This window comes from Streptomyces mashuensis (genome assembly GCF_014654785.1).
Lineage (GTDB): Bacteria > Actinomycetota > Actinomycetes > Streptomycetales > Streptomycetaceae > Streptomyces > Streptomyces mashuensis.
Map to the genome: position 1 here is coordinate 26517 of NZ_BNBD01000004.1, position 26193 is coordinate 52709.

27 protein-coding genes and 1 tRNA gene are annotated in these 26193 nt (G+C 74.5%); 19 read left to right on the forward strand and 9 right to left on the reverse strand.

What is annotated here, in order from left to right; all coding sequences use genetic code 11:
* The first annotated feature begins 102 nt into the window (after positions 1–102).
* Entirely contained in the window at positions 103–1026 is a 924-nt protein-coding gene (locus IE305_RS11785; protein WP_190129499.1) for a UbiA family prenyltransferase, read from the forward strand.
* Here IE305_RS11785 and IE305_RS11790 read toward each other — a convergent pair.
* The 5 genes from IE305_RS11790 to IE305_RS11810 all read right to left on the reverse strand — a co-directional run bounded on the left by IE305_RS11790 (position 974) and on the right by IE305_RS11810 (position 5908).
* A complete protein-coding gene (locus IE305_RS11790) occupies positions 974–1642 on the reverse strand; it encodes a 4'-phosphopantetheinyl transferase family protein (protein ID WP_190129500.1) in 669 nt (222 codons plus the stop codon). The genes IE305_RS11785 and IE305_RS11790 overlap by 53 nt on opposite strands.
* Positions 1639–2403 (reverse strand): AfsR/SARP family transcriptional regulator, encoded by a 765-nt coding sequence (locus IE305_RS11795; RefSeq protein WP_190129501.1) that lies wholly within the window; start codon positions 2401–2403, stop codon positions 1639–1641. Before IE305_RS11795 ends, IE305_RS11790 begins: the two co-directional genes overlap by 4 nt.
* 94 nt (positions 2404–2497) lie before the next feature.
* Positions 2498–4015: an MFS transporter gene (locus IE305_RS11800; protein WP_268255926.1), complete on the reverse strand. Its 1518-nt coding sequence runs from the start codon at positions 4013–4015 to the stop codon at positions 2498–2500.
* A gap of 44 nt (positions 4016–4059) precedes the next feature.
* Positions 4060–4764, reverse strand: coding sequence for an SDR family oxidoreductase (locus tag IE305_RS11805; RefSeq protein ID WP_190129503.1), 705 nt, complete (start codon positions 4762–4764; stop codon positions 4060–4062).
* 34 nt (positions 4765–4798) lie between these two features.
* On the reverse strand, positions 4799–5908 hold the full coding sequence (locus tag IE305_RS11810) for a 3-oxoacyl-[acyl-carrier-protein] synthase III C-terminal domain-containing protein (RefSeq protein ID WP_229890850.1): 1110 nt from the start codon (positions 5906–5908) through the stop codon (positions 4799–4801).
* A 287-nt stretch (positions 5909–6195) separates the two neighbouring features.
* On the opposite strand from IE305_RS11810, the gene IE305_RS11815 reads away from it, so the two are divergent.
* From IE305_RS11815 to IE305_RS11830, 4 genes are all read left to right on the forward strand, one after another.
* Positions 6196–6465: an acyl carrier protein gene (locus IE305_RS11815; RefSeq protein ID WP_190129504.1), complete on the forward strand. Its 270-nt coding sequence runs from the start codon at positions 6196–6198 to the stop codon at positions 6463–6465.
* The gene (locus IE305_RS11820) at positions 6458–7708 is read left to right on the forward strand and encodes a beta-ketoacyl-[acyl-carrier-protein] synthase family protein (RefSeq protein ID WP_190129505.1); all 1251 of its coding nucleotides are present in this window, start codon (positions 6458–6460) and stop codon (positions 7706–7708) included. The genes IE305_RS11815 and IE305_RS11820 overlap by 8 nt, the downstream gene beginning before the upstream one ends.
* A complete protein-coding gene (locus tag IE305_RS11825) occupies positions 7705–8856 on the forward strand; it encodes a beta-ketoacyl synthase N-terminal-like domain-containing protein (RefSeq protein WP_190129506.1) in 1152 nt (383 codons plus the stop codon). Before IE305_RS11820 ends, IE305_RS11825 begins: the two co-directional genes overlap by 4 nt.
* 255 nt (positions 8857–9111) lie before the next feature.
* Entirely contained in the window at positions 9112–10128 is a 1017-nt protein-coding gene (locus IE305_RS11830; protein ID WP_190129507.1) for an acyltransferase domain-containing protein, read from the forward strand.
* Here IE305_RS11830 and IE305_RS11835 read toward each other — a convergent pair.
* A complete protein-coding gene (locus IE305_RS11835; RefSeq protein WP_190129508.1) occupies positions 10061–10801 on the reverse strand; it encodes a response regulator in 741 nt (246 codons plus the stop codon). The genes IE305_RS11830 and IE305_RS11835 overlap by 68 nt on opposite strands.
* Entirely contained in the window at positions 10798–11907 is a 1110-nt protein-coding gene (locus IE305_RS11840; protein WP_190129509.1) for a sensor histidine kinase, read from the reverse strand. Before IE305_RS11840 ends, IE305_RS11835 begins: the two co-directional genes overlap by 4 nt.
* Positions 11908–12253: 346 nt before the next feature.
* On the opposite strand from IE305_RS11840, the gene IE305_RS11845 reads away from it, so the two are divergent.
* From IE305_RS11845 to IE305_RS11860, 4 genes are all read left to right on the forward strand, one after another.
* Positions 12254–12823: a hypothetical protein gene (locus tag IE305_RS11845; protein ID WP_229890852.1), complete on the forward strand. Its 570-nt coding sequence runs from the start codon at positions 12254–12256 to the stop codon at positions 12821–12823.
* Between the two features lie 105 nt (positions 12824–12928).
* Positions 12929–15793, forward strand: coding sequence for a M48 family metalloprotease (locus tag IE305_RS11850; RefSeq protein WP_190129510.1), 2865 nt, complete (start codon positions 12929–12931; stop codon positions 15791–15793).
* Between the two features lie 45 nt (positions 15794–15838).
* Positions 15839–16432 carry an HhH-GPD-type base excision DNA repair protein gene (locus IE305_RS11855; RefSeq protein WP_190129511.1) on the forward strand — a complete coding sequence of 198 codons (594 nt, stop codon included), beginning with the start codon at positions 15839–15841 and terminating at the stop codon, positions 16430–16432.
* A gap of 86 nt (positions 16433–16518) precedes the next feature.
* Complete coding sequence (locus IE305_RS11860; protein ID WP_190129512.1) at positions 16519–16728, forward strand: DUF5988 family protein; 210 nt, start codon at positions 16519–16521, stop codon at positions 16726–16728.
* 27 nt (positions 16729–16755) lie between these two features.
* On the opposite strand, the gene IE305_RS11865 is transcribed toward IE305_RS11860, so the two are convergent.
* Positions 16756–18339 carry a helicase HerA-like domain-containing protein gene (locus tag IE305_RS11865; protein ID WP_190129513.1) on the reverse strand — a complete coding sequence of 528 codons (1584 nt, stop codon included), beginning with the start codon at positions 18337–18339 and terminating at the stop codon, positions 16756–16758.
* An 88-nt stretch (positions 18340–18427) separates the two neighbouring features.
* Here IE305_RS11865 and IE305_RS11870 point away from each other — a divergent pair, with 88 nt between their 5' ends.
* From IE305_RS11870 to IE305_RS11890, 5 genes are all read left to right on the forward strand, one after another.
* Positions 18428–18724 (forward strand): type II toxin-antitoxin system VapB family antitoxin, encoded by a 297-nt coding sequence (locus tag IE305_RS11870; protein ID WP_004943146.1) that lies wholly within the window; start codon positions 18428–18430, stop codon positions 18722–18724.
* 113 nt (positions 18725–18837) lie between these two features.
* Complete coding sequence (locus IE305_RS11875; protein ID WP_190129514.1) at positions 18838–19518, forward strand: LytR C-terminal domain-containing protein; 681 nt, start codon at positions 18838–18840, stop codon at positions 19516–19518.
* A 146-nt stretch (positions 19519–19664) separates the two neighbouring features.
* Positions 19665–19964 carry a chaplin family protein gene (locus tag IE305_RS11880; protein ID WP_190129515.1) on the forward strand — a complete coding sequence of 100 codons (300 nt, stop codon included), beginning with the start codon at positions 19665–19667 and terminating at the stop codon, positions 19962–19964.
* An 87-nt stretch (positions 19965–20051) separates the two neighbouring features.
* Positions 20052–20252 carry a hypothetical protein gene (locus tag IE305_RS11885; RefSeq protein ID WP_190129516.1) on the forward strand — a complete coding sequence of 67 codons (201 nt, stop codon included), beginning with the start codon at positions 20052–20054 and terminating at the stop codon, positions 20250–20252.
* Positions 20249–20587 (forward strand): tail fiber domain-containing protein, encoded by a 339-nt coding sequence (locus IE305_RS11890; protein WP_190129517.1) that lies wholly within the window; start codon positions 20249–20251, stop codon positions 20585–20587. The genes IE305_RS11885 and IE305_RS11890 overlap by 4 nt, the downstream gene beginning before the upstream one ends.
* Before the next feature lie 67 nt (positions 20588–20654).
* On the opposite strand, the gene upp is transcribed toward IE305_RS11890, so the two are convergent.
* Positions 20655–21290 (reverse strand): uracil phosphoribosyltransferase, encoded by a 636-nt coding sequence (upp, locus tag IE305_RS11895; protein WP_190129518.1) that lies wholly within the window; start codon positions 21288–21290, stop codon positions 20655–20657.
* Between the two features lie 202 nt (positions 21291–21492).
* On the opposite strand from upp, the gene IE305_RS32940 reads away from it, so the two are divergent.
* The 5 genes from IE305_RS32940 (at position 21493) to IE305_RS33465 (ending at position 26166) form a co-directional block, all read left to right on the forward strand.
* Entirely contained in the window at positions 21493–21798 is a 306-nt protein-coding gene (locus tag IE305_RS32940) for a hypothetical protein (protein WP_229890934.1), read from the forward strand.
* Between the two features lie 163 nt (positions 21799–21961).
* Complete coding sequence (locus IE305_RS11900; RefSeq protein ID WP_190129519.1) at positions 21962–22495, forward strand: tRNA adenosine deaminase-associated protein; 534 nt, start codon at positions 21962–21964, stop codon at positions 22493–22495.
* A gap of 95 nt (positions 22496–22590) precedes the next feature.
* On the forward strand, positions 22591–23097 hold the full coding sequence (tadA, locus tag IE305_RS11905; RefSeq protein WP_190129858.1) for a tRNA adenosine(34) deaminase TadA: 507 nt from the start codon (positions 22591–22593) through the stop codon (positions 23095–23097).
* Between the two features lie 141 nt (positions 23098–23238).
* Positions 23239–23326, forward strand: a tRNA-Ser gene (locus IE305_RS11910).
* Between the two features lie 122 nt (positions 23327–23448).
* Positions 23449–26166, forward strand: coding sequence for an AfsR/SARP family transcriptional regulator (locus IE305_RS33465; RefSeq protein ID WP_190129520.1), 2718 nt, complete (start codon positions 23449–23451; stop codon positions 26164–26166).
* The last annotated feature ends 27 nt before the right edge of the window (positions 26167–26193 follow it).

Consider the following 26193-nt stretch of genomic DNA (forward strand, 5'->3'; position numbering starts at 1 on the left):
AGCAGGAAAGCGGGAAAACAAAAAAGCAGAGCATCCTTTTCGGAATGCGGGATTCCTGGACCTGGCCCGGCTCTTCCCCTTCCCGACTGACATGCTGACCGCATGCTCTCCAACGCAATACCCGCCCGGAATTCCGTCGCCGCCGTGCTGCGTGTTCCTCGCATTCTCCTGCTCTGTCTCCAGGAATCACGGCCCTCCGTGCAGGTCGTCTTCCTGTTACGGTTTTCCGCCGCCTACCTGCTGGCGGGGCCGGCCGTGTCCGGGAGCGGCGTGTTCCTGACGGCCGGGGGTGCTTGGGTTGCTGCCACCGCGTACACGTATCTCGTCAATGGGGTGCACGATGCGCCCGAGGACCGGGTGAACGGGAATGGGCGGCCGGTCAGTCGCGGGGACCTGCCCGTACGGGACGCGCGGCGGGTGGCCCGGGGGCTGGTGGGGGTGGCGTTGTTGCTGGCCGCGGTCAGTGGCGTGGGCTGGTTGCTGCCGCTCGTGGGGGCTCATCTGCTCTGCGGGTACGCGTACTCCGCGCCCCGCATCGCGCTGAAGCGGTCCACGCCCACCGCCGTCGCCGCCGTGCTCGTGCTGGGCGGGCTGACGTTCGCCGCCGGGTGGGTGAGCGGCGGGGCCGGGGCCGGCGGGGGGACCGTGCTCGCCTTCGGCACCGTGATGACCTTGTGGATGGGGGCCGTCGGGGCGCTCGTGAAGGACCTCTCCGACCTGCGGGGCGACGCCGCCGCCGGGCGCCGTACCGCCCTCGTCGTCTGGGGCGAGCGCCGGGCCCGCGCCGTCTGCGCCGTCAATCCGCTCGCCGTCGCCCTTCCTTTTCTCCTCGTCGCTCTCTTTCGTATCCCCCTGCTGATACTTCCCGCCCTCTTCCTCACCACCGGAGCCGTCGCCACCGCAGTTCTCACCCTGCGCACGTCATCGGACCAGCCCCGCCGCATCAGCCGGCTGCCCTATCGCGCATTCATGGTCACGCAGTACGCCGCTTGTTCGGCGCTGCTGCTCGCAGCATTGCTCCGGTGAGCAGGAATTCCCCCCGCGCCAGCCACCAGCCCTCCAGGGCCGTCCCGGTCCCTTCCATCCGGGCCTCGAAGCGACCCGCAATGCCCACCTCGATCACGATGCCGGCCGGGCCCGGGCGCCGGCCCGTCAGCGGGTACCACGCCTTGTAGGCGCTCTCCTTCGCGCTGAACAGAAGGCGGTCCCAGGACACGTCGTCCCGTAGGCGCGCCAGCTCCCTCAGACGCGCGCGTTCCTCCGCCACCGTGACCAGTTCCAGCATTCCCGCGCGGCGCATCGGGCGGTTCGGTTCCGCGTCCACGCCCAGCGCCGCGACCTCCCCGGCCCTCGCCACCGCCGCCGCCTGGTAGCCCGGGCAGTGCGTCAGGCTGCCGACGATCCCCGCAGGCCAGCGCGGTTCGCCGTGCCGGCCGCGCAGGACGGGTACGGGCGGCACCCCCAGCCGTACGAGGGCACGCCGGGCACAGCCACGCGCCGCCCGGAACTTCCGTTGCCGGCCCTCCGCCGCGCCCTCGATCAGCGCCTCTTCCTCCGGGGAGAGCAGGGAGAGACCAGCGGCCGGCCCGTCGTCCGTGGTACCGACCGCCACCACCGGGCCCGGCAGCAAGTCCTCGATCACGCCGCCCTGCTGAGGATCTCGTGCTGAATGCGCTGGACCTCCTGCGAGGGTTCCAGCCCCAGTTCGTCCTTCAGCAGCGATCGCAGCTTCTGGTACGCGCCGAGCGCCTCCGCCCGCCGGCCCGAGCGGCGCAGCGCGTCGATGAGCAGGCCGTGCAGCCACTCGTCGAGCGGCTGGGCCGCGATGAGCTGCCGCAGTTCGCCGACGATGTCGCAGTAGCGGCCCAGCCGCATGTCCGCGTGCAGCCGCATCTCCAGGACGCGGCGCCGCTGTTCGGCCAGGTCGGCGGCGTACCGCTGGAGCGCCGGGCCGTGCTCGATGCCGTCCAGCACCGGGCCCCGCCACAGGGCGAGGGCCCGGCGGAACGCGGCCGAGGCGTCCTGCAGCCGTTCCTCCGCCAGCAGGTCGCGGCCCGCCGCGGTGAGCTGCCGGAAGACCTCCGCGTCCACGGGCGCCTGCGCCGTACGCAGCACGTAGCCGTTGGGCTTGCTCTCGATCAGCGGCTGGGCGCCGGCCGCGAACCGGTGGTCCTTGAGGACCTTGCGCAGGTGGTGGACGTGCGTCCGCACCGTCATGACCGCGCTGCGCGGCGGCCGCTCCTCCCAGAGCTCCTCGATCAGCAGGTCGAGCCCCACGAACCGGTTGGGGCGCGACAGCAGCAGCGCGAAGACCTTGCTGAGCTTCGGCCCCCGGATCGTCTGCGTGCCGTCCACCGTGTACAGGTCGAGCGTCCCCAGGACCCCGAACGCCATCCCCACCATGCCTGTGTCCCCTCTCAGTGGACCTCCGACGTTAGGGGGCCCGGGGGGGCGGTGCCGGCGCCGTTCTGCCGCGAAAGGGGCACGTTGCTGCTCCCTAATGGGCAGAGGCGCGGGTGCGTTCCTCACGTGCCGACCACAGCCGTGTCGCCGCGATGGCCAGCCCGCCCAGCGCCGACAGCCCGGCGCTCAGCAGCAGCGCCCGGTCCATGCCGGCGCCCGCGTCGACGGCCGGGTCGCCGGACGAGCCGACCGACGTCGACGCCACGACCGTCAGCGCCACGCCGATCGCCGCGCCCACGTAGCGCGCGGTGTTGTTGGCGCCCGCGCCCATGCCGGCCTGGTGGACGGGGACGCTCTCCACGGCCATGCGGGCCAAGGCCGCGTTGAGCAGGCCGCTGCCGACGCCGCTGACCGCGAGCCCCGGCAGGAACCGGGCCCAGTGCGCGTCCGGGGCGATGCCGAGGACGGCGACGTCGCCGACGATGCTCAGCGCCATGCCGATGACGAGGCGGTGCCAGCCCTGCACCCGGTCGCCGATCCTGCGGGCCAGCAGCGACACCACGAACGAGGTGCCCGACCACACGCCCAGCATCGCGCCGGCCGGGAGGGCGGCCATGCCCATCGACTTCTCCATGACCGTGGGCAGGTAGCTGAGCACGCCGAGTACGGACAGGCCGGTGAAGAGGGAGCCGAGCGTCGCCGCGTTGAAGCCGGGGCTGAGGAACAGCCGCAGGTCCAGCATGGGGGCGGAGGTACGCAGTTCGACGACGACGAAGGCCAGCGCGACGACGGCGGCGACGGCGAACAGGACCAGCACCTGCGGCCGGCCCCAGCCGCTGCGGCCCTCGATCAGCGCGGCCAGCAGGGCCGTCACCGCACCGCCGAACAGCACCGCGCCCGTCCAGTCGGTGCGCTCCGGCCGGTTGCCGCGCGACTCGTCGAGGCAGGTGCGGACGGCCACGGTCAGCACCACCGCGCCGGCCGCGAAGACCCAGTAGCCGAACCGCCAGTCGACGGCCATGGCCAGCGCCGCCGACAGGGACGGGCCCAGCGTGATGCCGCCGCCCACCATGGCGCCCCACAGGCCGGTGGCCCTGGTGCGCTGGGGGCCGGCGGGGAAGTTGTGCCCGATGATGCCGAGGCTGCCGGTGAGGATCGCGGCGCTGCCCATGCCCTGGACGATGCGTGCCGCCACGAACATCCCGGTGCCGGTGGCCATTGCCCCGGCCGCAGTGCTCACCGCGAGCACGGCGGAGCCGGCGAGGAAGGCGCGCCGCTGGCCGTGCGCGTCGCCCAGGCCGCCCGTGGTCAGCAGCAGGGCGGCGATGCCCAGCATCACGCTGCTGAGCATCCACGTCTGCCCGGACACGCTGGAGTGCAGGTCGGCGGCGGTGTCCGAGAGGGTGGACATCGGCGCGCAGTAGTTCGTGAGGACCAGCAGGGTCCCGAAGCAGGCGACGGTGAGGGTCAGCCTGCGGGGCCGGTGCTCGCCGGGGGCCGCAGCCCCGGGACGTAACCCCCTCGCCTGCGAGCCCGTAGCCGATAAGCCTGCGGTCGTCGCAGCCGCCGCCGTCGTTCCGGCCGCCCCCGTCACAGCTGCCTTCGTTTCCATGTCTGCCACAGCAAATATCTCCTTCCGGACGCCCGCCGGAACGCTCAGACGCCCATGCCGATTCCGCCGCCCACCGGGAGGACCGCGCCAGTGATGTATCCGGCGGCGTCGCTGGCCAGGAACCGGACCGCCGCGGCGACTTCGGCCGCCGTGCCCGGCCGGCCGAGCGGGGTCATCCGCATCACGTCGCGCATGCGACGGTCGGTCAGGTCCCGCGTCATGTCGGTGTCGATGATCCCGGGCGCGACCAGGTTGACCGTCACGCCGCGCGAGCCGACCTCCCAGGCCAGCGAGCGGGCGAGGCCCAGCAGCGCCGTCTTCGTCGCCGCGTAGTTCGTCTGACCCGGCGACCCCAGGAAGCCGAGCGCCGACGAGACGAGGACGATCCGGCCGCGGCGCCCGGCGATCATGCCGCCCGCCGCCGCCCGCACCGTACGGAAGACGCCCTTGAGGTTGGTGTCGAGCACCTCGTCGAACGCCTCGTCGCCCATGCGCAGCATGAGCGTGTCCCGCGTGATGCCGGCGTTCGCGACGAGCACCTCCACCGGGCCCTGGTGTTCGGCCACGGCCGCGAACGCCGCGTCCACCGACGCCTGGTCGGTCACCTCGCAGCGCACGCCGAACAGCCCCTCGGGCGGTTCGCCGGAGCGGTGGCCGACCGCGACCCGGTCGCCGTCGGCCGCCATGGCCCGCGCGATCTCCAGGCCGATCCCGCGATTGCCGCCGGTGACGAATACGGAACGTGTCATGTCGTCTTCCTCTGCCTCATTGCTCTCGCCGCTCTCATCGCTGCGTCTCTTTCGTCAGCCCGGCCGCCCTCGTCGCCTCCACCGCCAGGCACGACCACGTGAACCCGGCTCCGGCGCTCAGTACGAGCGCGTACTCCCCCGGCGCCAGGACCCGGTCCCGCACCAGTTCCGCGATGCTCGCCGTCGCGTCGCCCGCGCCCAGGTGGCCCGTGTCGCGGCCCAGGTCCACGGCCGGGGCGGCCACGCAGTCCGCCAGCACCGGCCGCCACCCCTCCTCCAGCGTCTTCAGCCCGAACCGGGGCAGGACCACGCAGCGGATGCGCGGGTCGTCCGCGGCGAGCCCCGCCTCGTGCAGCGCGCCCGCCACGACCTCGCGGACGCAGCGCTCGTTCGCCGTGCGGAACGGCTCGTCGCCGTGTTCCTTGAGGTACGCGCGCTTCGTGGCCCGCATGTCGACGCGGTCGCGCAGCGTCCGGGCGGCGTCGGAGAGCGGGTCGGCGCCCCGGTGCATCTCCTCCAGGCCGGGGGCCGCGGCCGTGGCGACGGCGCGCAGCAGCAACGGGTCGCGGGGCCCGGCGGGGGTACGCAGCAGGACGGCCGTGCCGGCGTCGCCGTACGCGACCCCGTAGTCGGCCGCCCAGCGGTCGAAGCCCGGTTCCACGAACCGGTCGCCCGTGGTCACCAGCCCCAGGCCCTGGCCCTGTCCCTTGCCCGGCCCCGGCCGCGCCCCCCGGTGGAGGAGTTGTGCCGCCACCGTGTCGAGGCCCATCGCCCCGCCGTTGCACACCTGCTGCATGCCGAAGGGCAGCGCCGCGGCGGCGCCGAGCGCGCGGGCGACGTAGTGCGGGGCCGACCACAGGTCGTGCCCCTGGTGGTACATCCACGCGTGGCACACGACGTCGAGGGCGGCGGCCGGCTCGCCGGCGGCGGCGAGGGCCTGCCGCGCCGCGTGCACGGCCATGTCGGGGGCCGCCACGTCGTCGGCGCAGGGCAGCGCCTCGTGCCCCAGCTCGCGCGCCGTACGGGCGCGGATGCGGCGGTGCTCGACGGCTTCGGAGACCTTGGACACGCCGCCGGGCAGCCACAGCGCTGCGGCAGAAATTCCGACCGGTGGCGTTCCCGGATGTATCGGTTCGATGTCCACGCTCCCATGCTGGCGTACACCCGTAGGAAGAAAGTGGAGCGGAAATTCAAGAGGGGTTGGAGGCGCGACGAAGAGAAATACACACCACCAGGAAGACGCATGCAAAGAACATAAAAGAGAGACGGAAGCAGCAGGTCAGAGGCGCTGCGTCACATCCCGCAGCCCCGGCACATGCGCCCCCTACCCCTCCCCGTGTCACTTTCGTAGTGCTTGCCCGCCATCCTCGCCGCACGGTCCCATGAAAGGGCGCCACAACGGCGCGGAAAGACCGACGAAGGGGGAAAGCGATGAGCGAGGCAATGATTTCCGGGGAACTGCGCGAGAAGGTGCGCGCCATCGTCGCCGACGTGCTGGAGGTCGACGCGGAGGAGCTCACCGGGAACAGCAGCTTCGTCGACGACTTCGACGCCGATTCGCTCCTCGTGATCGAGATCTACTCCCGGTTCGAGCGGGACCTCGGCATCAAGATCCCGCAGAGCGACGTCACGGAGCTCGACGACCTGACGACCGCCTACGAGCTGGTGAGCAAGTACGGCACGGTGGCGGCCCATGTCTGACCGGGGAACCGCCGGCACGGCGACGCCCGCGCCCCGCCGCGTCGTCGTGACCGGCCTCGGCGCGGTCAGCGGACTCGGGCTCGGTGCCCGCGAGTTCGTCGACGCGATCCGGGCGGGCCGCAGCGGCATCGCACCGGCCGAGCAGTTCGACACCACCGGCTTCGAACGCACCCTCGCCGGCGAGGTGCAGGGCTTCAAGGCCGAGGAACACCTGCGCCGCATCCACCCCTCGCGGTGGGGGCGCAGCGCCCAGCTCGCCGCGGCGGCGGCCCGCCAGGCCGCCGAGGACGCCGGCCTGACCGAGGCCGGTCCGGCGGCGCTGCGCGCGGCGAGCTGCTTCGGCACCACCAACGGCGAGTCGCAGGTCCTGGAACAGCTCACCGCCCAGTGGGTCGGCGAGGGCCTCGGCCTGCTCTCCCCGGACCTCGTCGAGCAGGCCGACGCCGGCCGCATCGCCGCGGCCGTCAACGCCGAGCTCGGCCTGACCGGCGAGGCGCTCACGCTGGGCACCGCCTGCGCCGCCGGCAACTACGCGGTCGGCTACGGCTACGACCTGATCCGCACCGGCGAGGCCGACGTGGTGCTGTGCGGCGGCGCCGACGCGTCGAACCGGGCCACGCACGCCGGCTTCCACCGGCTCGGCGCGCTCGCCGAGGACGTGCCGCGGCCCTTCGACGAGCACCGCGACGGCATCGTCACCGCCGAGGGCGGCGCCGCGCTGCTCCTCGAACCGCTGGAGTCGGCGCTCGCCCGCGGCGCCCGCATCTACGCGGAGGTGCTCGGCTACGGCATGACCTGCGACGCGCACCACATGACCAACCCGTACGCGGCGTCCATCGCCGAGTGCATCCGGCGCGCGCACCGCAGCGCGGGCATCGCGCCGGGCGACGTGGACTACGTGTGCGCGCACGGCACGGGCACGCCGGCGAACGACTCGACGGAGGTCGCGGCGGTGCGCGAGGCGTTCGGCGGCACGGTGCCGCCGATCAGCTCGGTCAAGTCGATGCTGGGCCACACGATGGGCGCGGCGGCGGCGTTCGGCGCGGTGGTGTGCTGCGCGGCGCTGAGCGAGGGCTTCCTGCCGGCGAGCACGACGGTACGTGTCGTCGACCCGGCCCTGGGCGCGGACGTGGACTGCGTGCCGCACAGGGCCCGGGAGCACCGGCCGCGGGTGGTGGAGAACCACGGTTTCGCCTTCGGCGGGAACAACGCCGTCACGATCTTCGGAGAGTTCGCCGCATGACCGCCCCCGTACTCATGGAAACCACGGAAACCCCCGTCGGCGCGGAGACCGTCGTCGCGCCCGTGGATGTGGTGGCGTGCGCCGCCTTCAGCGCGGCGGGCGCGGGGCTTGCGCCGCTGGCGGCCGTGGCCGACGGCCGGCTCCCCGCCGGCACGGAGGCCGGCGCCCTGCCGGGCGACCCGGCCGCGTACCCGCCGGCCCAAGCGGTGCTGCCCGTGTCCGGCTTCCGGCCCGAGGAGGTCCTCGGACGCAAGGGCCTGAGCCGGCTGACCCGTACGGAACAACTGGCCGCGGCGGCCTGCACACTGGCCCTGGAGGGGCCGGCCGGGCCGGCCGCTTCGGACACGGGCATCGTGCTCGGCACGTCGGTGGGCAGCGCGCGGGCGCTGGCGGAGTTCACGCGGGACACGTTCGTCCAGGAACGGCCGTACTACGTCAACCCGTCGCAGTTCCCCGGCACGCTGATGAACGCGGCGGCCGGCCGCACCGCCATCCGGCACGGGCTCACCGGCGTCAACGCCACCGTCTCCGGGGGCCCGCTGGCCGCGCTGCACGCCGTGCGCTACGCGCGGGGCGCGCTGCTGAACGGGCACGCGGACCGGCTCCTGACCGGCGCGGTGGAAGAACTGTCCGCCCACACGGCGTGGGCCTGGCGGCGCAGCGGCGCACTGGCGCCGGGCGTGCCACTGGGCGAGGGCGCCGCGGTCTTCGCGCTCCAGCGGGCCGGCTCGTACGGCACCGGACAGCGCCCGGTGGCGCGGCTGCTGGCGTGCGAGACCGGCTTCGCCAACCCGTCCGAGGGCCTGGCCCACGTGGGCCGGCGGCTCGCCGCGTGCGTCCGTACGGCGCTGCGGCGCAGTGGCGTTGCGCCGGAGGAGGTGACCGTCGTCGCCCCGGGTGCGGCGGGCCGCCGCGGCTGGTCCGCCGTGGAGGACCGCGCGCTGCGCGAGGTGTTCGGCACCTCACCGCGCACGCTGAGGGTCCAGCCGGTGCTGGGCGAGACCCACAGCGCCGGCGCGGGCCTCCAGCTGGCGGCGGTCCTGGCCACCTGGCGGACACCGGCCACCGAACGGGACGTCGCCCTGATCACCTCGATCGGCCCGGACGGGAGCGTCGGCTGCCTGGTGGCGGTACGGCCGGGGGCGTAGGGCCCGTACCGGGCGGGTGACAGCCGCACCCGCGGCGCCCCGCCCCCGTCCCCCGGTTGGGGGGCGTGCCCCTCGCACCACGGAGCCCGGCGGCTCGTCCCCGTCGCCGTGCTCCCGTCCCGCGTCGCGTGTGCCCGGTTCCCCCGGCCGGGCACACGCGGCCACCCCTCCGCCCACGAACGCCCACGAACGCCTCCGAACGGCTCCCACGAACGCCCACGAACGCCTCCGAACGCTGACGAAGCACAGGACCTCATGTCGACCACACCCCCGCCCCACCGCCACGTCGCCCTTCTCTTCCCCGGGCAGGGCTCCCAATACGTCCGCATGGCCGCCGGCCTGCACCAGTACGACCCCTGCTTCACCGGCGCGTTCGACGAGGCCCTCGGCCTCATGGGCGCCGACGCCGAGCGGCTGCGGGACGCGTGGCTGGACGAGCGGCCCGGCGCCTCCGTCGACGACGTCGACACCGCGCAGCCCCTCCTCTTCGCCGTCGAGTACGCGCTCGGGCGCATGCTGCTCGGCTGGGGCGTGCGGCCCGCCGCGATGATCGGGCACAGTGCCGGCGAGCTCGTCGCCGCCGTCCTCGCCGACGTGATCTCCCTGCCCGACGCGGCCCGCATGGTGCGCGAACGCGTCGCCTACCTGCGGGACATCCCGGCGGGCGGCATGCTCGCCGTCGTCGCCTCCGCGCAGGAGCTGCGGCCCCGTCTCACGGGCGACGTCGCGATCGCCGCCGTCAACGCCGGGCGGCAGACCATGCTGGCCGGCACCACCGCCCACCTCACGGCCGTCGCCGGCGCGCTGCGCGCCGAGGGCTTCACCGTCCTGCCCGTGCCCGCCACGCTGCCCTTCCACTCGCCGGCCATGGAACCGGCCGTACGGGCCGCGCGCGCCGCCTTCGCGACCGTACGGCTCGACGCGCCCCGCATCCCCATCCGCTCCGGCTACACCGGTCAGCCCCTGACGCCCGACGTGGCCCGCAGCGCCGACTACTGGGCCCGGCAGCTCGCCGACACGGTGCAGTTCGGGCCCGCCCTGGACGGGCTGCTCGGCAGCGGCGACTTCCTGCTGATCGAGGCGGGGCCCGGCCAGAACCTCACCACCCTCGCCCGCCGCCACCGCGCCGTGCGCCGGGGCGGCAGCGCCGCCACCGCCCTGCTCCCCGCCCGCCCCGGCACCCCGGAGGACGACCGCGCCGCGGTCACGGCCGTGGCCGCACTCCTGCGGGCCGAAGGGCAGGCGCAGGTGCCTGCCTGGGACGCGGCGTGACCACTCCCGCTTCCTGATGCAGGCCCTTGTTGACGGCGTCGAGCCGGGACGTCGCACCCAGCTTGTCGAAGATGTTCCGCAGGTGGCGCTTGACCGTGCCCTCCGCGATGGCGAGCGTCCGGGCGATCTGCCGGTTGCTCATCGCCTGCGCCACGCACATCAGCACCTCGCGCTCGCGCACGGTCAGCGTCTCGGTGGTGGGAGTGGGAGCGGCAGTACTGGGGGCGGGTCCGGGGGCGGCCCCCGCCTGATCGCGGTGGTAGATCACCGTCGTGTCGCCCGCCATGGCACCGCGGATGGCCGCCACCAGGACGTTCCGTTCCACGCCCTTGTGCAGGAACCCGGCCGCCCCCGCCTCCAGCAGCGAGCCCACCAGGCCCGAGTCGCCGTGCATCGTCAGGACGACGACCCGTACGCCCGGCACGGCGGCGTGCAGTGCGCGGACCGTGGCCACCGGGCCGGGGCCGGGCATGTCGAGGTCGAGCAGCACCAGGTCCGGCCGGAGGGCGGCCGCCAGCCGCACCGCTTCCGCGCCGTCGCCGGTCTGCCCCACCACCGTCAGGCCGGGGGTCAGTTCCAGCAGGTCGCACAGCGCCTCGCGGAGCAGGCTGTGGTCGTCGGCGGCCAGGATGCGGATGTCCGCCGGCGCGGTCACCGCCGTCACCGCCGTCATCGGTCGTCCCCTCGCCGGCCGCCGCGGTGCAGTGGCACCCGGAACACCACGCACGTCCCCCTCCCGACCCTGCTGTGCACGGTCAGTTCACCGCCGAGCGCCCGTACGCGGTCCCGCATCGAGGCCAGCCCGCCCCCGCCGCGCGCGCCGTCCACGACGAAGCCGCGCCCGTCGTCGGCGACCACGCCCGCGACCGACTGCGGCGTGACGTCGACCTCCACGCCGACGACCGACGCCCCGGCGTGCCGCAGGGCGTTGCGCAGGCCCTCGCGCGCCACCAGGAAGACCTCCTCGCGGACGGCGCCGGGGACCCAGTCCTCGTCGCCGTTGACCCGTACGCCGACGTCGACGGACCCGGCGGCCGCGGTGGCGGCGTACTCCTCCAGCCGTACGCGCAGCCCGGCCTCGGGGGGCGCGGACTGGAGGCCGGTGACCAGCTCCCGGGTGAACCAGATGGCGTCGAGGAGCGCCCGTTTGGCCTCCTCCAGCCGGTCACGGTTCTTCTTCGGGGCTCCGTCGCCGGTCTTCGCTTCCGTCCCCCGCTCCGCCTCGTACAGCTCCAGGCAGCGCAGCGCCAGGCTCAGGCCGCCGCCGACGCGGTCGTGGAGGTCGCCGGCCAGCTGGGCGCGGCGCGTGGAGTCGGCCTCGCCGACGCTGTGGGCGACGAACGCCTCGTACCCGATGAACGCGGCCTGGACGCGGATCTTGATGCTGTGGTGCAGGCTGGCGACCGCGCTCGCCAGCCGGGCCGTGCCGTCGCCGCCGTCACGGTTGCCGTCACCGCCGCCGTCACGGTCGCCGTCCCCGCGCAACAGGCCCCGGGCCGGGTCGGTGAGCGCCTGGAAGACCGTGTCGAACAGGACGTGCGACGCGGCCACCGACTCCTCGGCGGGGACGTGCTGGAGCGCGCGGCGCGCGCCCAGCGCCATGGAGTCGAACTCCACGTCCTCCGTGAGCTGCCGCGGTTCGCCGTCGAGGGCGCGCAGGCAGTCGCGGACGATGCCGCGCGCCTGGCGTTCGCAGCCCTGCCACAACTCGGGGTCGGTGACGAGGACGTTGCCGGTCCTGCGGAGCGCGTCGGCGTACGCGCGGAGGATCGCCTCCACGACCGCCGCATGCCGGTCCGGAGCCCCGGCCGACCCGTCGCCGCCGCGGCTCACCGCTCTTAACCCGTGCCCCCGTGCCATCTCAGTACCCCGATCCTATCGATCTGTCAGAGACGGCCTCTCTGCCGGGCACCGCTTTGATGCAGTACACATCCATTCCATTGTGGGGCCGGCCCGGGCACTTTCGCCGTGCCGTGCGTCACAGGGCGGTTACCGCAGGTAGCCCCGGACGGAACCGGGACGGACCCCGGACCGAACCCGGACGGAACCGGGGCGGAGCCCGAAGTTCCGTTGTAGCGTGCACTGTTGCTGACACAGGCCACCACACAGGCCACAAGGGGGCGCCGTGAGCGCTGCAGCACAACCCGGCGGGCCCGGCAGACCCGGCGGACCCGCAGGACCCGGCGCGACCCGGGTACGGGACGTCGTCCGCGACGTCGTGACCCACGTCGCACCCGAGGAACTGCCCCTCGTCACCGCCCTGATGGAGTTCGACGACGAAACGGTGGTGCGCCGCCTCACGCGCGGCGGCCCGCGCCGCGAGCCCCTCGGGTTCGGGCTCGGCGAGGTCGCCACGATGGTGACGCCCGTCATCTGGCTCGTCGTCGACGAGGCGGGCCGGCAGCTCGCCGGCGCCGCCGTGCAGAGCACGGCCAAGGGCACCAGAGCCGTCCTGCGCAAGGTCCTCCGCAAGAACAACGGCCACCCCGCCGACCCCGTCACCCTGCCGCCCCTCACCCGCGAGCAGCTCGCCGAGATCCACCGCCGCGTCGTCGAGTCGGCCGTGCAACGGGGCGTGGGCCGGGGCCGCGCCACGTCCGTCGCCGACACGGTCGTGGCCCGCCTCGCCCTCGCCGGGCCCAACGGCGGCGGCGATCCGGGCACGCCGGGTACGACGCCCCCGGAGCAGGGCTGACGCCGCATGGCCACGCCACCCCCCTTACCCCCCATCCCGGCGACGCCCCCTCCAGCTCCCGCACCAGCTCCCGCTCCGCCCCCCGCCCGGTTCGACGAACGGTCGATGGTCGCCGGCACCACCCTGCGCTTCGTCCTCCTGATGGTCCTGCTGCTGGTCAGCTGCGGGCACGTCCTGGACCGGATCGCCCGGAACGCCGTGCTCCCCAAGGGCATGGGCACCTACGGCTGCCTGTTCGCCGCCGGCGCCGACCCGTACCACGACGCCGGCGTCGAGCTGCTGTTCACCGTGAGCGCCCAGGCCAAGGCGTTCGACGCCTGCATGGCCCGTTACGACCCGAGCCTGCCCTGGTGGGTGGCGATCGCCTGGCCGGCGATGCTGCTGGCCGTCGCGGCCGTCCTCTTCCGGCTCACACCCCGCTGGAAGACGCGGCGGAGCCGCGTCGTGCCGCTGGAGAAGGCCGACGCCGACCACGGCATCGCCCGTACGCTCGCCGCGCTGTCGGCCACCGCCGGGCTGCCCCGCCCGCCCCGCGTCGTCGTCGACCCCGCGGCGGCGTCCACCGGAGCCGTCGTCTTCGGCAGCAACCGCCGCCCCGTCGTGTGCCTGCACGGCGGCCTGCTCACCCGCCGGCACACCGACCCCGCCGGCTTCCGCGCCGTCCTGCTGCACGAACTCGCCCACATCCGCAACAAGGACGTCACCCTCACCCACGCCACCATCGCCCTCTGGCGGGCCTTCGTGGCCGTGGTGCTCCTGCCCGGCGCCGTGTACGGCGTCCACGGCGTCCTCAACCAGCGCAAGCTGTCCCAGCCCCTCGAACTCCCGTCCGTGACGCGCAACCTGGAGCTGCTCGCGCTCCTCGTCGCCCTCGTCTACCTCGCCCGCTCCGACGTGCTGCGCAGCCGCGAGATCCACGCCGACCGGGCCGCCCTCCGCTGGGGTGCCGACCGCAGCGGATGGGCCTTCCCCGCCGTCGCCGCCACCGCCCCGCCGCGCGGTGCCGTCCGGCGGGCCCTCGCCTCCTTCGCCGAGCAGTGGCGCACGCACCCCCGGTGGGAGGTGCGCCGGGAGTCCCTCGACGACCCGGCCGTGCTGTTCGGCCTCCGCCCCCTGCCCCTGCTCGTCACGGGGGCCGCCGCCACGCTCATCGGCTCCCTCCTGAACGAGACGACGTCGCTGCTGGCGAACAGCCGGTCGTGGGACGTGGCCAAGGCGCTGGCTACCGCTGCGCTCGTCACCGGCGTGGTCGGCGTCGCCGTGTGGCGCGCCGTCGCCCACGCACTGCTCACGGGCCGCCGCGTCCCCTCCGGCGTCCGCGCCGGGCTGTGGCTCGGCACCGGCATGGCCCTGGGCGAGCTGCTGGTGGACGACCTCACGCTGTCCCGCTGGCTGCCCGACCGGCCCGCGCCGCTCCTCCTCATGGTGGTCGCCGGCACGGCGCTGGTCTGGTGGACCGCGCAGTGCGCCCGCCTGTGGGCCGGCGCCTGGCGGGGCCGGTCGGTCCTGCCGCCGATGCTGCTGTGCCTCGCGGGCCTGTGCCTGCTCCTCGCCGCCTGGTACGCGTGGTGGCGGGAGAGCGGCGTCTTCTACGCGATGGGGCAGCCGCTCGACTTCCCCGCCGCGGCCGAGGCGCACGGCAGGTTCACCGTGCCCGAGGGCTTCCGCTCCTGGTACGGGACGCTGCTCGTGAACCTGCTGGCCGAGAGCCACCGCCCTCTCTCGCTTCCCGCGCTCGCGGCCCTGTCGCTCGTACCGCTCCTGGCCCGGCTGATCCGCCCCGGCACGGGTACGCCGCCATGGGTGCGGCGGGCCACCGGGGGCGGTGACGTGCCGGGGTGGCCGCCCGGGCCGCGGCCCCCGCGGGTGCGCGTCCTGCTCCAGTCGGCGCTGCTCGGCGTCGCGGCGGGCGCCGCCGCGTTCGTCGGGGTGGCGGCGGCCCTGCACGCCCGGCTCGTCTCGGGCCGGCTGCCGACCGCGGACCACGCGGTGACGTACTACGGGTGGGTGGTGCTGACGGTGGCGCTGGCGCAGACGGCGGCCGCCGCCGTCGCCGCGAGCCGGTCGTCCGGCCACCACCGGCTGCCGGCGGCGCTGGCCGCGGCCGTGGTCGCGGCGCCGGTGACCTTCGCGGGATTGGCCCTGTCCGACTCCGTCTCGGGGTGCGTCCGGCCGCTGGCCGCCCTCGGCCAGGCGTGCCGCCCCGGCGTCGCGGGCCCCTCCTGGTCGATGCTGCCGTACCTGCTGGGGCCGTCGCTGGTGCTCGGCGCGGGGGGTGCGCTGTTCGCGGCGGCGGCGGTGTCGGGGGCGGGCGCGGTGCGGCAGTGGAGGCGTACGGGGACCCGTACGGCGGCGGGACGTGCCGTACCGCCGCGGCCGGCAGCTCCGCCCGGGGAGTGGCAGCCGGGCGGGGCGTCGTCCGCCGGTCGCCTCGTCGTCGCCGCCGTGTGCGCGGCGGCCCTGGCCGTGAGCGTGCTGGCGACGGTGCCGCGGCTGGGTGACGGGCGGGACGCGAAGGCATCGGTTGCTTCCTCCCGCCCCGCCGCCGGCCCGCCACCGCCCCGTTCGCCGCTGGTCCGGCGGATCCAGGTGCTCGCCTGGTACGGCCACGGCGGCCAGGACCTGCTCGATCGCTCGGCCAAGGTCTCCCTCGCCTACGTCCGGCTCCTGAAGGACGCCGGCGGGGAGATCGACAACGACCGCGTCCGCCCCCACTGCACCGCCCTGTCGGGCGTCGCGCGGGACTCCGCGGCGTTCTTCCGCGTACCGGACGCGCAGGCCCAGGAGCAGTGGGAGAAGTACATCGCCCAGCTGGCGGCGGCGGGCCGGCTGTGCAAGGAGTCCACGGACCGGTCGGACGGCGACCTGCTCGTACAGTCGGTCGACTCGACGGTGAGGGCCGCCGGCTTCCTCCTGCGGGCGACGGCGAGGGTGAAGGAGGTGGCGAGGGTCGGCGAACCCTTCACCTGACAGCCGCGACATGCGCCCCGCCCGCCCCCGGGGCGGGATCGGGGCATGGAACGTGCCCGACGCGCCCTCCGCCTGGCCCAGGACGACGAGGCCGACGCGTTGCTCTCGCGCAGCCCGCTGGCCGCCCTCGTCGGGATGCTGCTGGACCAGCAGATCCCCATGGAGTGGGCCTTCACCGGCCCGTGCACGATCGCCCGCCGCATGGGCGGCGACGACCTGGACGCGCGGGCCGTCGCCGCGTACGACCCCGAGGCGTTCGCGGCGCTGCTGTCGGAGAAGCCGGCCGTGCACCGCTACCCGGGGTCGATGGCCGGCCGGGTGCAGCAGCTGTGCCGGCACCTCGTGGAGCACTACGACGGTGACGCCGAGGCCGTCTGGCGGGACGCCGGCAGCGGCGCCGAGCTGCTGCGGCGGCTCCAGGACCTGCCCGGGTTCGGGAAGCAGAAGGCGCAGATCTTCCTGGCGCTGCTGGGCAAGCAGTTCGGGGTGCGGCCCGCGGGCTGGCGCGAGGCGGCCGGGGCGTACGGCGAGGAGGGCTCGTACCGCTCCGTCGCCGACATCACCGGGCCCGAGTCGCTGGAGAAGGTCCGCGCCTACAAGAAGGAGATGAAACGAGCCGCCAAGAAGGCCACCGGATGAGCGGGTGATGCCACGCATCGGCACGCGAACGCCTTCGTCGGCGCGTCGCAGAGCCGTCGGCTCCGTGCGCGGCAAGACTGTGCGCCATGAGTCCCCTTGGTGTGAAAGCGTTTCTCGAAGGCGGCCCCGACGATCTGCCCGAGCGGGTCGTACCGATCACGCCGCCCGGTATCGAGCTGAAGATCCGGCACCGGGGCGGGTACGAGCACTTCAAGGTCACGCCCCGGCACCAGGACACCGCCGAGGGCCGGCTGCCCGTCTTCGAGTGGTGCGAGCGGACCGAGATCGCCGAGTAGCCGGGCCGGGGAGGCAGGGGCGGGCGCTCAGCGGCGGCGGCGTGCCGTGCCGAAGATCGAGCGGGTGATCTCCCGGCCCAGCTGGGTGCCCACGGAGCGGGCGAGCGACGTGAAGACGCCGCTGGAGACCACCTGTTCGAGCAGCGACGGCTCCTCCTTGCCCTTGGGCGGGGGCGAGGCCGGTGCCGGCGCCGGTGCCTCTTCCTTCGCCCCGCCCCCACCCCCGGTCAGCTTCTCGTACGCCGATTCCCTGTCCACAGCCTGTGCGTAACGCTCGTACAGCGGCGATTCCCGGACCGCGCGGTCCAGTGCCTGCGGGTCGGCCGGCCCCATCAGCGAGCGCGGCGCGCGCAGCCGCGTCAGCGCCACCGGCGTGGGTGCGCCGCGCTCGCTCAGCACCGTGATCGCCGCCTCGCCCGTGCCCAGGCTCGTGAGCGCCTCCTCCAGGTCGTACGCGGAGACGGGGAACGTCTTCACCGTGGCCTTGAGCGCCTTCGCGTCGTCCGGCGTGAAGGCGCGCAGCGCGTGCTGCACCCGGTTGCCGAGCTGGCCGAGCACGTCGGCCGGCACGTCCTTCGGCGTCTGGGTGACGAAGAAGACGCCCACGCCCTTGGAACGGATCAGCCGCACCGTCTGCGCCACCGACTCCAGGAACGCCTTGGACGCGTCGCGGAACAGCAGGTGCGCCTCGTCGAAGAAGAACACCAGCTTCGGCTTCGAGACGTCCCCGACCTCCGGGAGGCTGTGGAAGAGGTCGGCGAGCAGCCACATCAGGAAGGTGGAGAACAGTTTCGGCCGGTCCTGCACGGCGGGCAGCTCCAGGACGGAGACCAGGCCGCGGCCGTCGGGCGCGGTGCGCAGCAGCTCGCCGCTGTCGAAGGCGGGCTCGCCGAAGAACGGGCCCGCGCCCTCCTGCTCGAAGACGGTGAGCGCGCGCAGGATGACGCCGGCGGTCTGCGCGGACAGACCGCCGACCGTGCGCAGTTCCTCCCGGCCGGCGTCGGAGGTGAGGAAGGCGGTGACGGCCCGCAGGTCCTTCAGGTCGGTCAGCTCCAGGCCCTTCGCGTCCGCGTAGTGGAAGACCAGCCCGAGCGACTGCTCCTGCGTGGCGTTGAGGCCCAGCACCTTCGCGAGCAGCAGCGGCCCGAAGTCGGTGACGGTCGCGCGCAGCGGGATGCCGGTGCCGAGCCCGCCGAGGGCGTAGAACTCGGCGGGGCAGCCGGCCGGGGACCAGTCCTGGCCGACTTCGGCGGCCCGCCGCCGCACCTGGTCGCTGTCCGTGCCCGGCACCGAGATACCCGAGACGTCGCCCTTGACGTCGGCGAGGAAGACGGGGACGCCCTGCGCGGACAGCTGCTCGGCGATCAGCTGGAGCGTCTTGGTCTTGCCGGTGCCGGTGGCGCCCGCGACGAGACCGTGCCGGTTGAGCATGGCCAGCGGCACGCGCACCGGCGCCACCGGCAGGCACGCGCCGTCCCAGAGGAGCGCGCCCAGGTCGAGGACGGGGCCCCCGAAGGCGTAACTCTCCGCGATCTTCCCGGCCGGGCCGGGCAGGCCGGACAGCGCGGGATCCGGGCCCGGCGGAGGGGAACTGTCGTGCTGCGGTCCCATGCATCACTCCCGGTATGCGGCTGATTGTCACCTTCGCACTCCCGCGCCGTGGCTGCGCTCGGAGCCACCGGCCCGGTAGGCTTTCCGTGTGATCTTCAAGCGCATCGGAAACGGGCGGCCGTACCCCGACCACGGCCGGGAAAGCACCCGCCAGTGGGCGGATGTGGCCCCTCGCCCGGTACGCCTTGACCAGCTCGTCACCACCAAGCAGCAGCTCGACCTGGAGACGCTGCTCGCCGAGGACTCGACGTTCTACGGCGACCTGTTCGCGCACGTCGTGAAGTGGCAGGGCGACCTCTACCTGGAGGACGGCCTGCACCGGGCGGTGCGCGCCGCCCTCCAGCAGCGCCAGGTGCTGCACGCGCGCGTGCTCGAACTGGACTGACCTGTCGCCGGAGCACGGACTGACGTCCCGCGGTTGGCCCGATCGGGTAGGCGTCCGGGCAACCCATTGATCATCTAGTAGGCAGCGGGTCCGGCCCGCACTACGCTGCGCCCATGAGCATGCTCACCCCTCCCGGCATGGGGGGCCGGTACCGCGTCACGGGCCGCCGTTTCCCGCACACGCGCCGCGCCAGGAACCGCCGCAGGGTCGCGCTCGCCGCGGTCGCCTCGGCCGCGGCACTGGGCCTGGCCGGGTGGGGCACGTACCAGCTCGTGGAGGTCTTCACCGGCGGACCGGAGCAGACCCGCACGGTGGCCGCGCACAGCGGCACGGACTGCAAGCCCGCCGCCCACGGCCGGCCGGGCGTCCGGCGGGACGGCCCACCGCCGCCCAAGCCGGGCGACATCACCGTCAACGTCTACAACGCGACGCCACGCGGCGGCCTCGCCAAGATCACGGCGGACGAGCTGGAACGCCGCGGCTTCCGCATCGGCAAGGTGGGCAACGCCCAGGAGGACTACGACAAGAAGGTCACCGCGACGGCGGTGCTGCTGGGCTCCCGCGAGGCGGTGGACGGCGCGCTGAAGGTGCTGGGCACGCAGCTGGGCGGCACGGAGGTCAAGAACGACGACCGGGAATCGCCGCAGGAGGTCGACCTGGTCCTCGGCGCGGCCTACAAGTCGCTCACCCCCAAGGAGGACGCCGACAAGGCCCTCGCCGCCCTGACGGAACCACCGAAACCGTCACCGCCGGCGTCACAGACGGCACCGTCGGCGTCGGCGACGGGGTGCTGACCGGCGGTCTGCCGAGGGGCCGGCCGGGCCGCTGACGGGCCTCGGCTCGGCCGAGCGGGTGGTTGTCCCCGCCATGAATGCACGTCGGTCGTTGGCCAGGCATGATCCCGTACAGCAGACGAGCCGCGGCCGTCACCCTCACCACCGTGACGACCGGAATGGGACTCGGGCTCGCCACAGCCGCGCCCGCGTTCGCCGGAGGAGTCGGCGCCATCGCCAGTCCGGCACTGGACAACGCCTGCGCCACGGTCCACCACACGACGGATGCGGTCGGACAGGCCGTGCAGACCCCCGGCCTGGGAAGCGGCGTGACCGAGGTGCCGATGAGCGTGCCCTTCCAGCACTGCGGCGGCGCCGACCTCCCCGACCCGGTGGTGCTCTACCAGGTACTCAGCCGGACCCCGATGCTGGCACCGCTCGCGCCCCTCAGCACGGTGCTGCGCTGATCCTCCGCGGTCCCCCGCGATCAGCCGCGATCGCCCGCGCGGGGTGATCGCACGTGTCGTGTTGACACCGTGATCGTTAGGGGCGGCATGACCGATTTCGTCGTTTTCGCAGCTCTGCCCGCCGCCCGCACCGCCGCCGCGGCGCTCCCGGACCAGCACGAGGCCATCGCCCCGATCTTCGCCCTGATCGGTCTCTTCCTCTTCTGCTGCCTCCCCTTCGTCCACTATGCGATCTTCAGCGACCGCGCGGTGAAGGCCGACGTCACGCCGGTGGAGTGGGACCGGTGAAGCTCCTGCTCGCGCGGGCACGGAGCGCGACGGCCCTGGTCGCCCCCTCCGTTCCCCCCATGGAGGTGGCCGATGCACCCGTCAACGGTCACTGCGTACTGGAGAAGGTCGCCGCGCTGCCGGTCTCGGCCTGGCGCTACGCGTGGGAGCCCCCGCACGTGCGCCACCTGGGCCCCATGGCCCAGGACTTCAAGGCGGCGTTCGGCCTCGGGCGGACGGACAAGGCGATCGCCGTGGTCGACGCGTTCGGGGTTGCGCTGGTCGCCATCCAGGCATTGCACCGCCGGATCGAGGAGCTCGAACAGAAGCTCGACCGCGCCGATACGGCCGTATGACGCGGCCGGCCCTCCGGCCAGGGGTGCCGGAGGGCCGTAGGCGCGGAGGCGCTTCGGTCGCGGGGGCTCAGCCCGCCGTGCCGTACATCCGGTCGCCGGCGTCGCCGAGGCCCGGGACGATGTAGCCGTGCTCGTTCAGGCGCTCGTCGACGGAGGCCGTGACGACGGTGACCGGGGCGCCCGCGAGCTCCCGCTCCATGACCTCGACGCCCTCGGGCGCGGCCAGCAGGCACAGCGCCGTGACGTCGTCGGCGCCGCGGTCGATCAGCTCGCGGATCGCCGCGACGAGCGTGCCGCCGGTCGCGAGCATCGGGTCGAGGACGTAGACCTGGCGGCCCGAGAGGTCGTCGGGCATCCGGGTGGCGTACGTCTCCGCCTTGAGCGTCTCCTCGTTGCGGATCATGCCCAGGAAGCCGACCTCGGCGGTCGGCAGCAGCCGGACCATGCCGTCGAGCATGCCGAGGCCCGCCCGGAGGATCGGCACGACCAGCGGCCGCGGGTGCGACAGCCGGACGCCGGTGGTCGCGGTGACCGGGGACTCGATGCTGACCTGCTCGGTACGCACGTCGCGCGTGGCCTCGTAGGCGAGCAGGGTGACCAGCTCGTCGGCGAGGCGCCGGAAGGTGGGGGAATCGGTGCGCTTGTCGCGCAGGGTGGTGAGCTTGTGCGCCACCAGGGGGTGGTCGACGACGTGGATCCGCATGCATCGACATTAACCGAGCTTTACGGGCCCCGGCCCCGCCGGGCGTCCGCCGTACGCGTCGCAGGTCTGGCATCAGGCCACCGGTCGGAGGGAAAGTCGGAGGGGAAGCCGGAAAGAAGAACCTCGAGAACCCCGGCACGAGGTGGTGCTGCCCATGGCCGGCCCCGAACAGGAACCCCCCAAGCCCGCCGAACAGACGCCGGTGGGGCCCCGGAGGACGCGCGCGGCCCGTGAGGAACCACGACGGGCCCGGCCGTCCCCGTCCCCGTCCCCGTCCCCGTCCCACGGCGGGGCGATATCCGCGGCGTCCGCGGCGTCCGGTGCGGCGAGCCCGGAAAACACGCAGAACACGGAGACCACGGAAAGCACCGAGGACCGCAGGCGGCGCCGCGCGCAGTTCCTCCGGGAACTGAACGAGGCGCGCGAGCTGCGGGACCGGGTCCAGCCGCGGCGCGCCCGGGCGGCGCGGATGCGTCAGCAGATGCGGATGCGGACTTTCCGGTGGTGAGCCGTGGCGGGCCCGGAGCCCCACGTGAGCGACATCTCTTCGGACTGCTGCACGACGCAGCGCGGAAGACCTCTCGCGACGGCCGGGTTTCTGCCACGATTCCCAGTGGGCGGGATGGCCCCCGTCCGACCCGGCACCGCCTATGACCAGTGGGAGAGTCACGGTGTACTTCGCCGCATTGCTCGCGCGCACCGAAGACGGGTGGGAAGCGAGCGACACAGAACTCGACAACGTGGAAACCCTGACCGACCTCGTCGACCTGGCCCGCGAGGCCGCCGCCGACGACGACACGGTCCTGGCCCTCATCGAGCAGGAGGACACCTGGTTCGGTGTCGTCCGGGTGGACGGCGAGGACGATCCCCGCATCTTCGTCTCGGACGCGGCCCGCGCCTCCCGCAGCTCGTACGGGGCGATGCTCGTCGACGAGCTGACCGGACGGGAGGACGACCAGGCGGACGAGCTGGACGCCCTCGACCTGGACGGCACGGAGGAGGGCGAACCGGAGCCGGACGAGGACGACGACGCCGGGGTGGCGGCGAACGGCACCGAGCCGCCGCCGCACGGCCCGCTGGGCGACTCCGAGCTGCTGGAGGACTTGGGCGTGAGCAGCAAGGAGCTGCTGGCGATGGAGGGCGACGCGCTCAGCGACATCGCCGACTCCCTCGGCTGCACCGACCGTCTGGAGGCCGTCCGCTGACCCCCGGCCCGGGCGCCGGAAGCGGGCCCGGAGCCGTCACCCACACTGGTGCCATGAAGAAGGAAGCCGTCCCCGGGGCCGCGGGCGTGACACCCATGGCCCCCGTGACACCCGGAGCAGCAGCCGGCCCCGTCCAGGGCCCCGATCCCGTACGGGACCCCTGGCGGGCCCCCATGCGGGAGGCCCTGGCGGAGGCGGTACGGGCCACCGGCACCGGCGACGTGCCGGTGGGCGCCGTCGTGCTGGCCCCGGACGGCTCGGTCATCGGCCGCGGCCGCAACGAACGCGAGGCGACGGGCGACCCCACCGGCCACGCGGAGGTCCTGGCCATCCGCGAGGCCGCGCGGACCGTCGGCGAGTGGCGGCTGACCGGTTGCACGCTCGTCGTGACGCTGGAGCCGTGCACGATGTGCGCGGGCGCCATCGTCCTCTCCCGCGTGGACCGCGTCGTGTACGGCGCCGTCGACGAGAAGGGCGGCGCGGCCGGCTCGCTCTGGGACGTGATCCGCGACCGGCGGCTGAACCACCGGCCCGAGGTGATCGAGGGCGTGCTGGCCGAGGACTGCGCGGAGCTGCTGACACGGTTCTTCCGGGAGCGGTGACGAGGGCGCCGGCGGATGCGTGGGCGGAAGCCTCCGGCCGGGAGCATCGAAGGGCCCGCAGGACGGAAGTGCGCACGATCACACCCTTCGTCCGGGGAACCGATTGCGGAGCACGGCCCCGCGTCCGCTAAGCTCTCTCTCGGTAGCGTGTCCGAGCGGCCGAAGGAGCTCGCCTCGAAAGCGAGTGTGGCGCAAGTCACCGAGGGTTCAAATCCCTCCGCTACCGCCACTGAACCGGCCCGGTCCACTTCGAGTGGACCGGGCCGGTTCTTTCATGTCCGTTTCCGCCCAGTGCAGCGCGGGTACAAATAGGGGCATTTCGGACCGTCGAGGAGCCGAGGAGCGCCGCCCGTGCCCGGTGACGAGGAGACCCAGCACCTGCGGTTCCACCTGCTCGGTCCGGTACGGGCCGAACGGCGGGGCCAGCCGCTCGTCCTCGGGCCGCCGCAGCAGCGGGCCGCCCTGGCCGTCCTGCTGCTGCGCGGCGGGCGGCCCATCGGCACGGCCGAGCTCGTGGAGGCCCTGTGGGGTCCGGCGCCGCCCGTGCACGCGGCGGACACCCTGTGCTCGTACGTCGCGCGGCTCCGCACCACCCTCGACCTGCCGGTGGTGGCGACGGACACGGAGTGCGCCGTCCGGGTGCCGGCCGAGTGCGTCGACGCCGCCGTCTTCGCGGAGCGACTGGCGGCCGCGGCGACGGCGAAGGCGGACGGCGACGTCGCGGGGGCGCACGCGCTGCTGACCGCCGCGCTGGACCTGTGGGAGGGCGACACGGCGCTCACCGGGCTCCCCGGCCCGTACGCCGAGCGCGAGCGCCGGCGGCTGGACGAGGCACGCGCCACCGCTCGCGAGGACCTCCTCGAGTGCGCCCTCGCGCTGGGGCAGCACGCCGGAGCCATCGCCGACCTGCGGGCGCTCGTCACCGAACACCCGGCGCGCGAACGCTCCCGCGCGCTGCTCATGCTCGCCCTGCACCGGGCCGGGCGGCAGGCGGAGGCACTGGCCGTCTTCGCCGACGCACAGCGGGTGCTGGCCGAGCAGTGCGGAACGCAACCGGGCGCGGAACTGGTCTCGCTCCACGAACGGGTGCTCACGGACGACCCGTCACTGGGCGTCCCGGCGGCCGGTCCGGCCCGCCCGGCGGGCGGGGGCACGACGCGGGACACGACACGGGGCGCTGCTGAAGGGCTGCCGCCCCGCCCGGCCGACTTCAGCGGACGGCGCGACCTCGTGGAGGCCGCCGTGGCAGCCGTACGCGCGGGCGGGCTGGTGGTCCTGGAAGGGGCGAACGGCGTGGGCCGGACGGCGATCGCCCTCCAGGCCGCCCACGCGCTGCGGGACGCCTTCCCCGGCGGCCGGCACTTCTTCGGCCTGCGCGGCGGCTCGGACCGTCCGCTCGACCCGTCCACCGCGCTCACCTGCCTGCTGAGGGAACTCGGTGTACGGGACGGGGCCCTGCCCGAGGGGACGGAGCGGCAGGCCGCGCTCCTGCGCTCACTGGCCACCGGGCGGCCGCTGCTCCTGGTGCTGGACGACGCGCGGGACGCGGCGCAGGTGGAGCAGATGCTGCCGGGGTGCGCCGTGATCGTCACCGCCGCGACGGGGGAGGTGGAACTGCCGGACGCACGACGCCTGACCGTGGACGTCCCGGAGGAGAAGGAGGCGCTGGCCCTGCTCTCGGCCGTCTCGGGCGCCGTGGGCACGGGAGCCGCCGCGCGCGCCGCGCAGTCGGTGGTGACGGCGTGCGGACGGCTGCCGCTGGCGCTGCGGATCGCGGGGGCGCGGCTGGCCGGGCGGGAGTTCTCGACGCTCGCCGATCTCGCCGACCGGTTGCGGGAGGAGGCCGGGGCCGGGGAACCGGTGGAGGCGGCGTTCCGGGTGGGGTACGAGGCGCTCGGGGCGGAGTGCGCGCGGGCGCTGCGGCTGACGACGGTCGCCGACGTACCGGCGTACGACGGCGCGACGGTCGCGGCGGCGGCGGACCTGCCCGGCGGCGCGAAGCACGGCGACGCCGTGGCCGGGGAGCTGGTGGCGGCGGGGTTGTGGGAGCGGGCGGGCCGGGGCACGTACCGGTGCCACGCGCTCGTACGGGAGCACGCGCGCCGCCTGAGCGAGCGCACGGACGGGGAGGAGGCGCGGGAGGCGGCGCTGCGCCGGGTGGTGGCCCACTGGTCGTCGTCGCCGGGCGCCGCCGGCCCGTTTCCGGGGGTGTGGGGCGGTGGCCTGGTGCCGGCGGCGGTGGCGCTGCTGGGCGTGTGGTCGGAGCGGCTGGCGGGAACGGCGGCGCACGACGTGCTGCGCCGCCCGGCGGAGGAGGCGCTCGCGCGGGCGGCGGAGGCGGGAGACGGCGCGGGCGTGGCCGGCGCGCTCCGGGTCCTGGCGGTGCCGCGCTGCGGGGCGGACACGCTGGACCGCTGCGAACGGCTGCTGCGGGCGGCGGTGCGGTGGGCGGAGGCCGCGGGCGACGCGGACGGCCGGCTGGCGGCAGGTCGTGACCTCGGCGGCGTGCTGCTGGCGATGGGGCGGGGCGAAGAGGCCGTACCGCTGCTGGAACCGGCGGCCGCGGCGGGGTGCCCGAGGGCGCTCGCCGACCTGGGCCTGGCGCAGGCGGTGGCGGGCCGCATGGACCGGGCGCTGAAGACGGCGGACGAGGCGGTGGCGAGGACCGCGGACGACCCGCAGGCGTACGTGTTGCGCCAGGCGGGCCGCACGTGGCTCCGGGCGGGCCGCTCGACGACGGCGGCGGACCGCCTGCGGGATGCCGTGAACGCGGCCTCGTCCCCCCGCGAAGAGGCCCTGACGTCCGCGTACTTGGCCCACTGCCGCCTGGACCAGCGCCGCCACCGCGAGGGAGTGGAAGCGGCGGACCACGCCCTGTCCCTGGAGGCCGGCCTGGGCGACGCGTACTGCCGCGGCCTGGCGCTGTTCGCGAGGGGGAGGGGCCTGCTGAGCCTGGGCGAATCCCGCATCGCGGCAGGCTGCCTGCGGGAGGCGCGCGAGGTGCTGGGGCGGCGGGGCGCGGGAGAGGCGGCAGATGTGGAGGGGCTGCTGAGGGAGGAGTTCGGCTGATCCGTCAGTGCCCGGCATGCAGCCCGT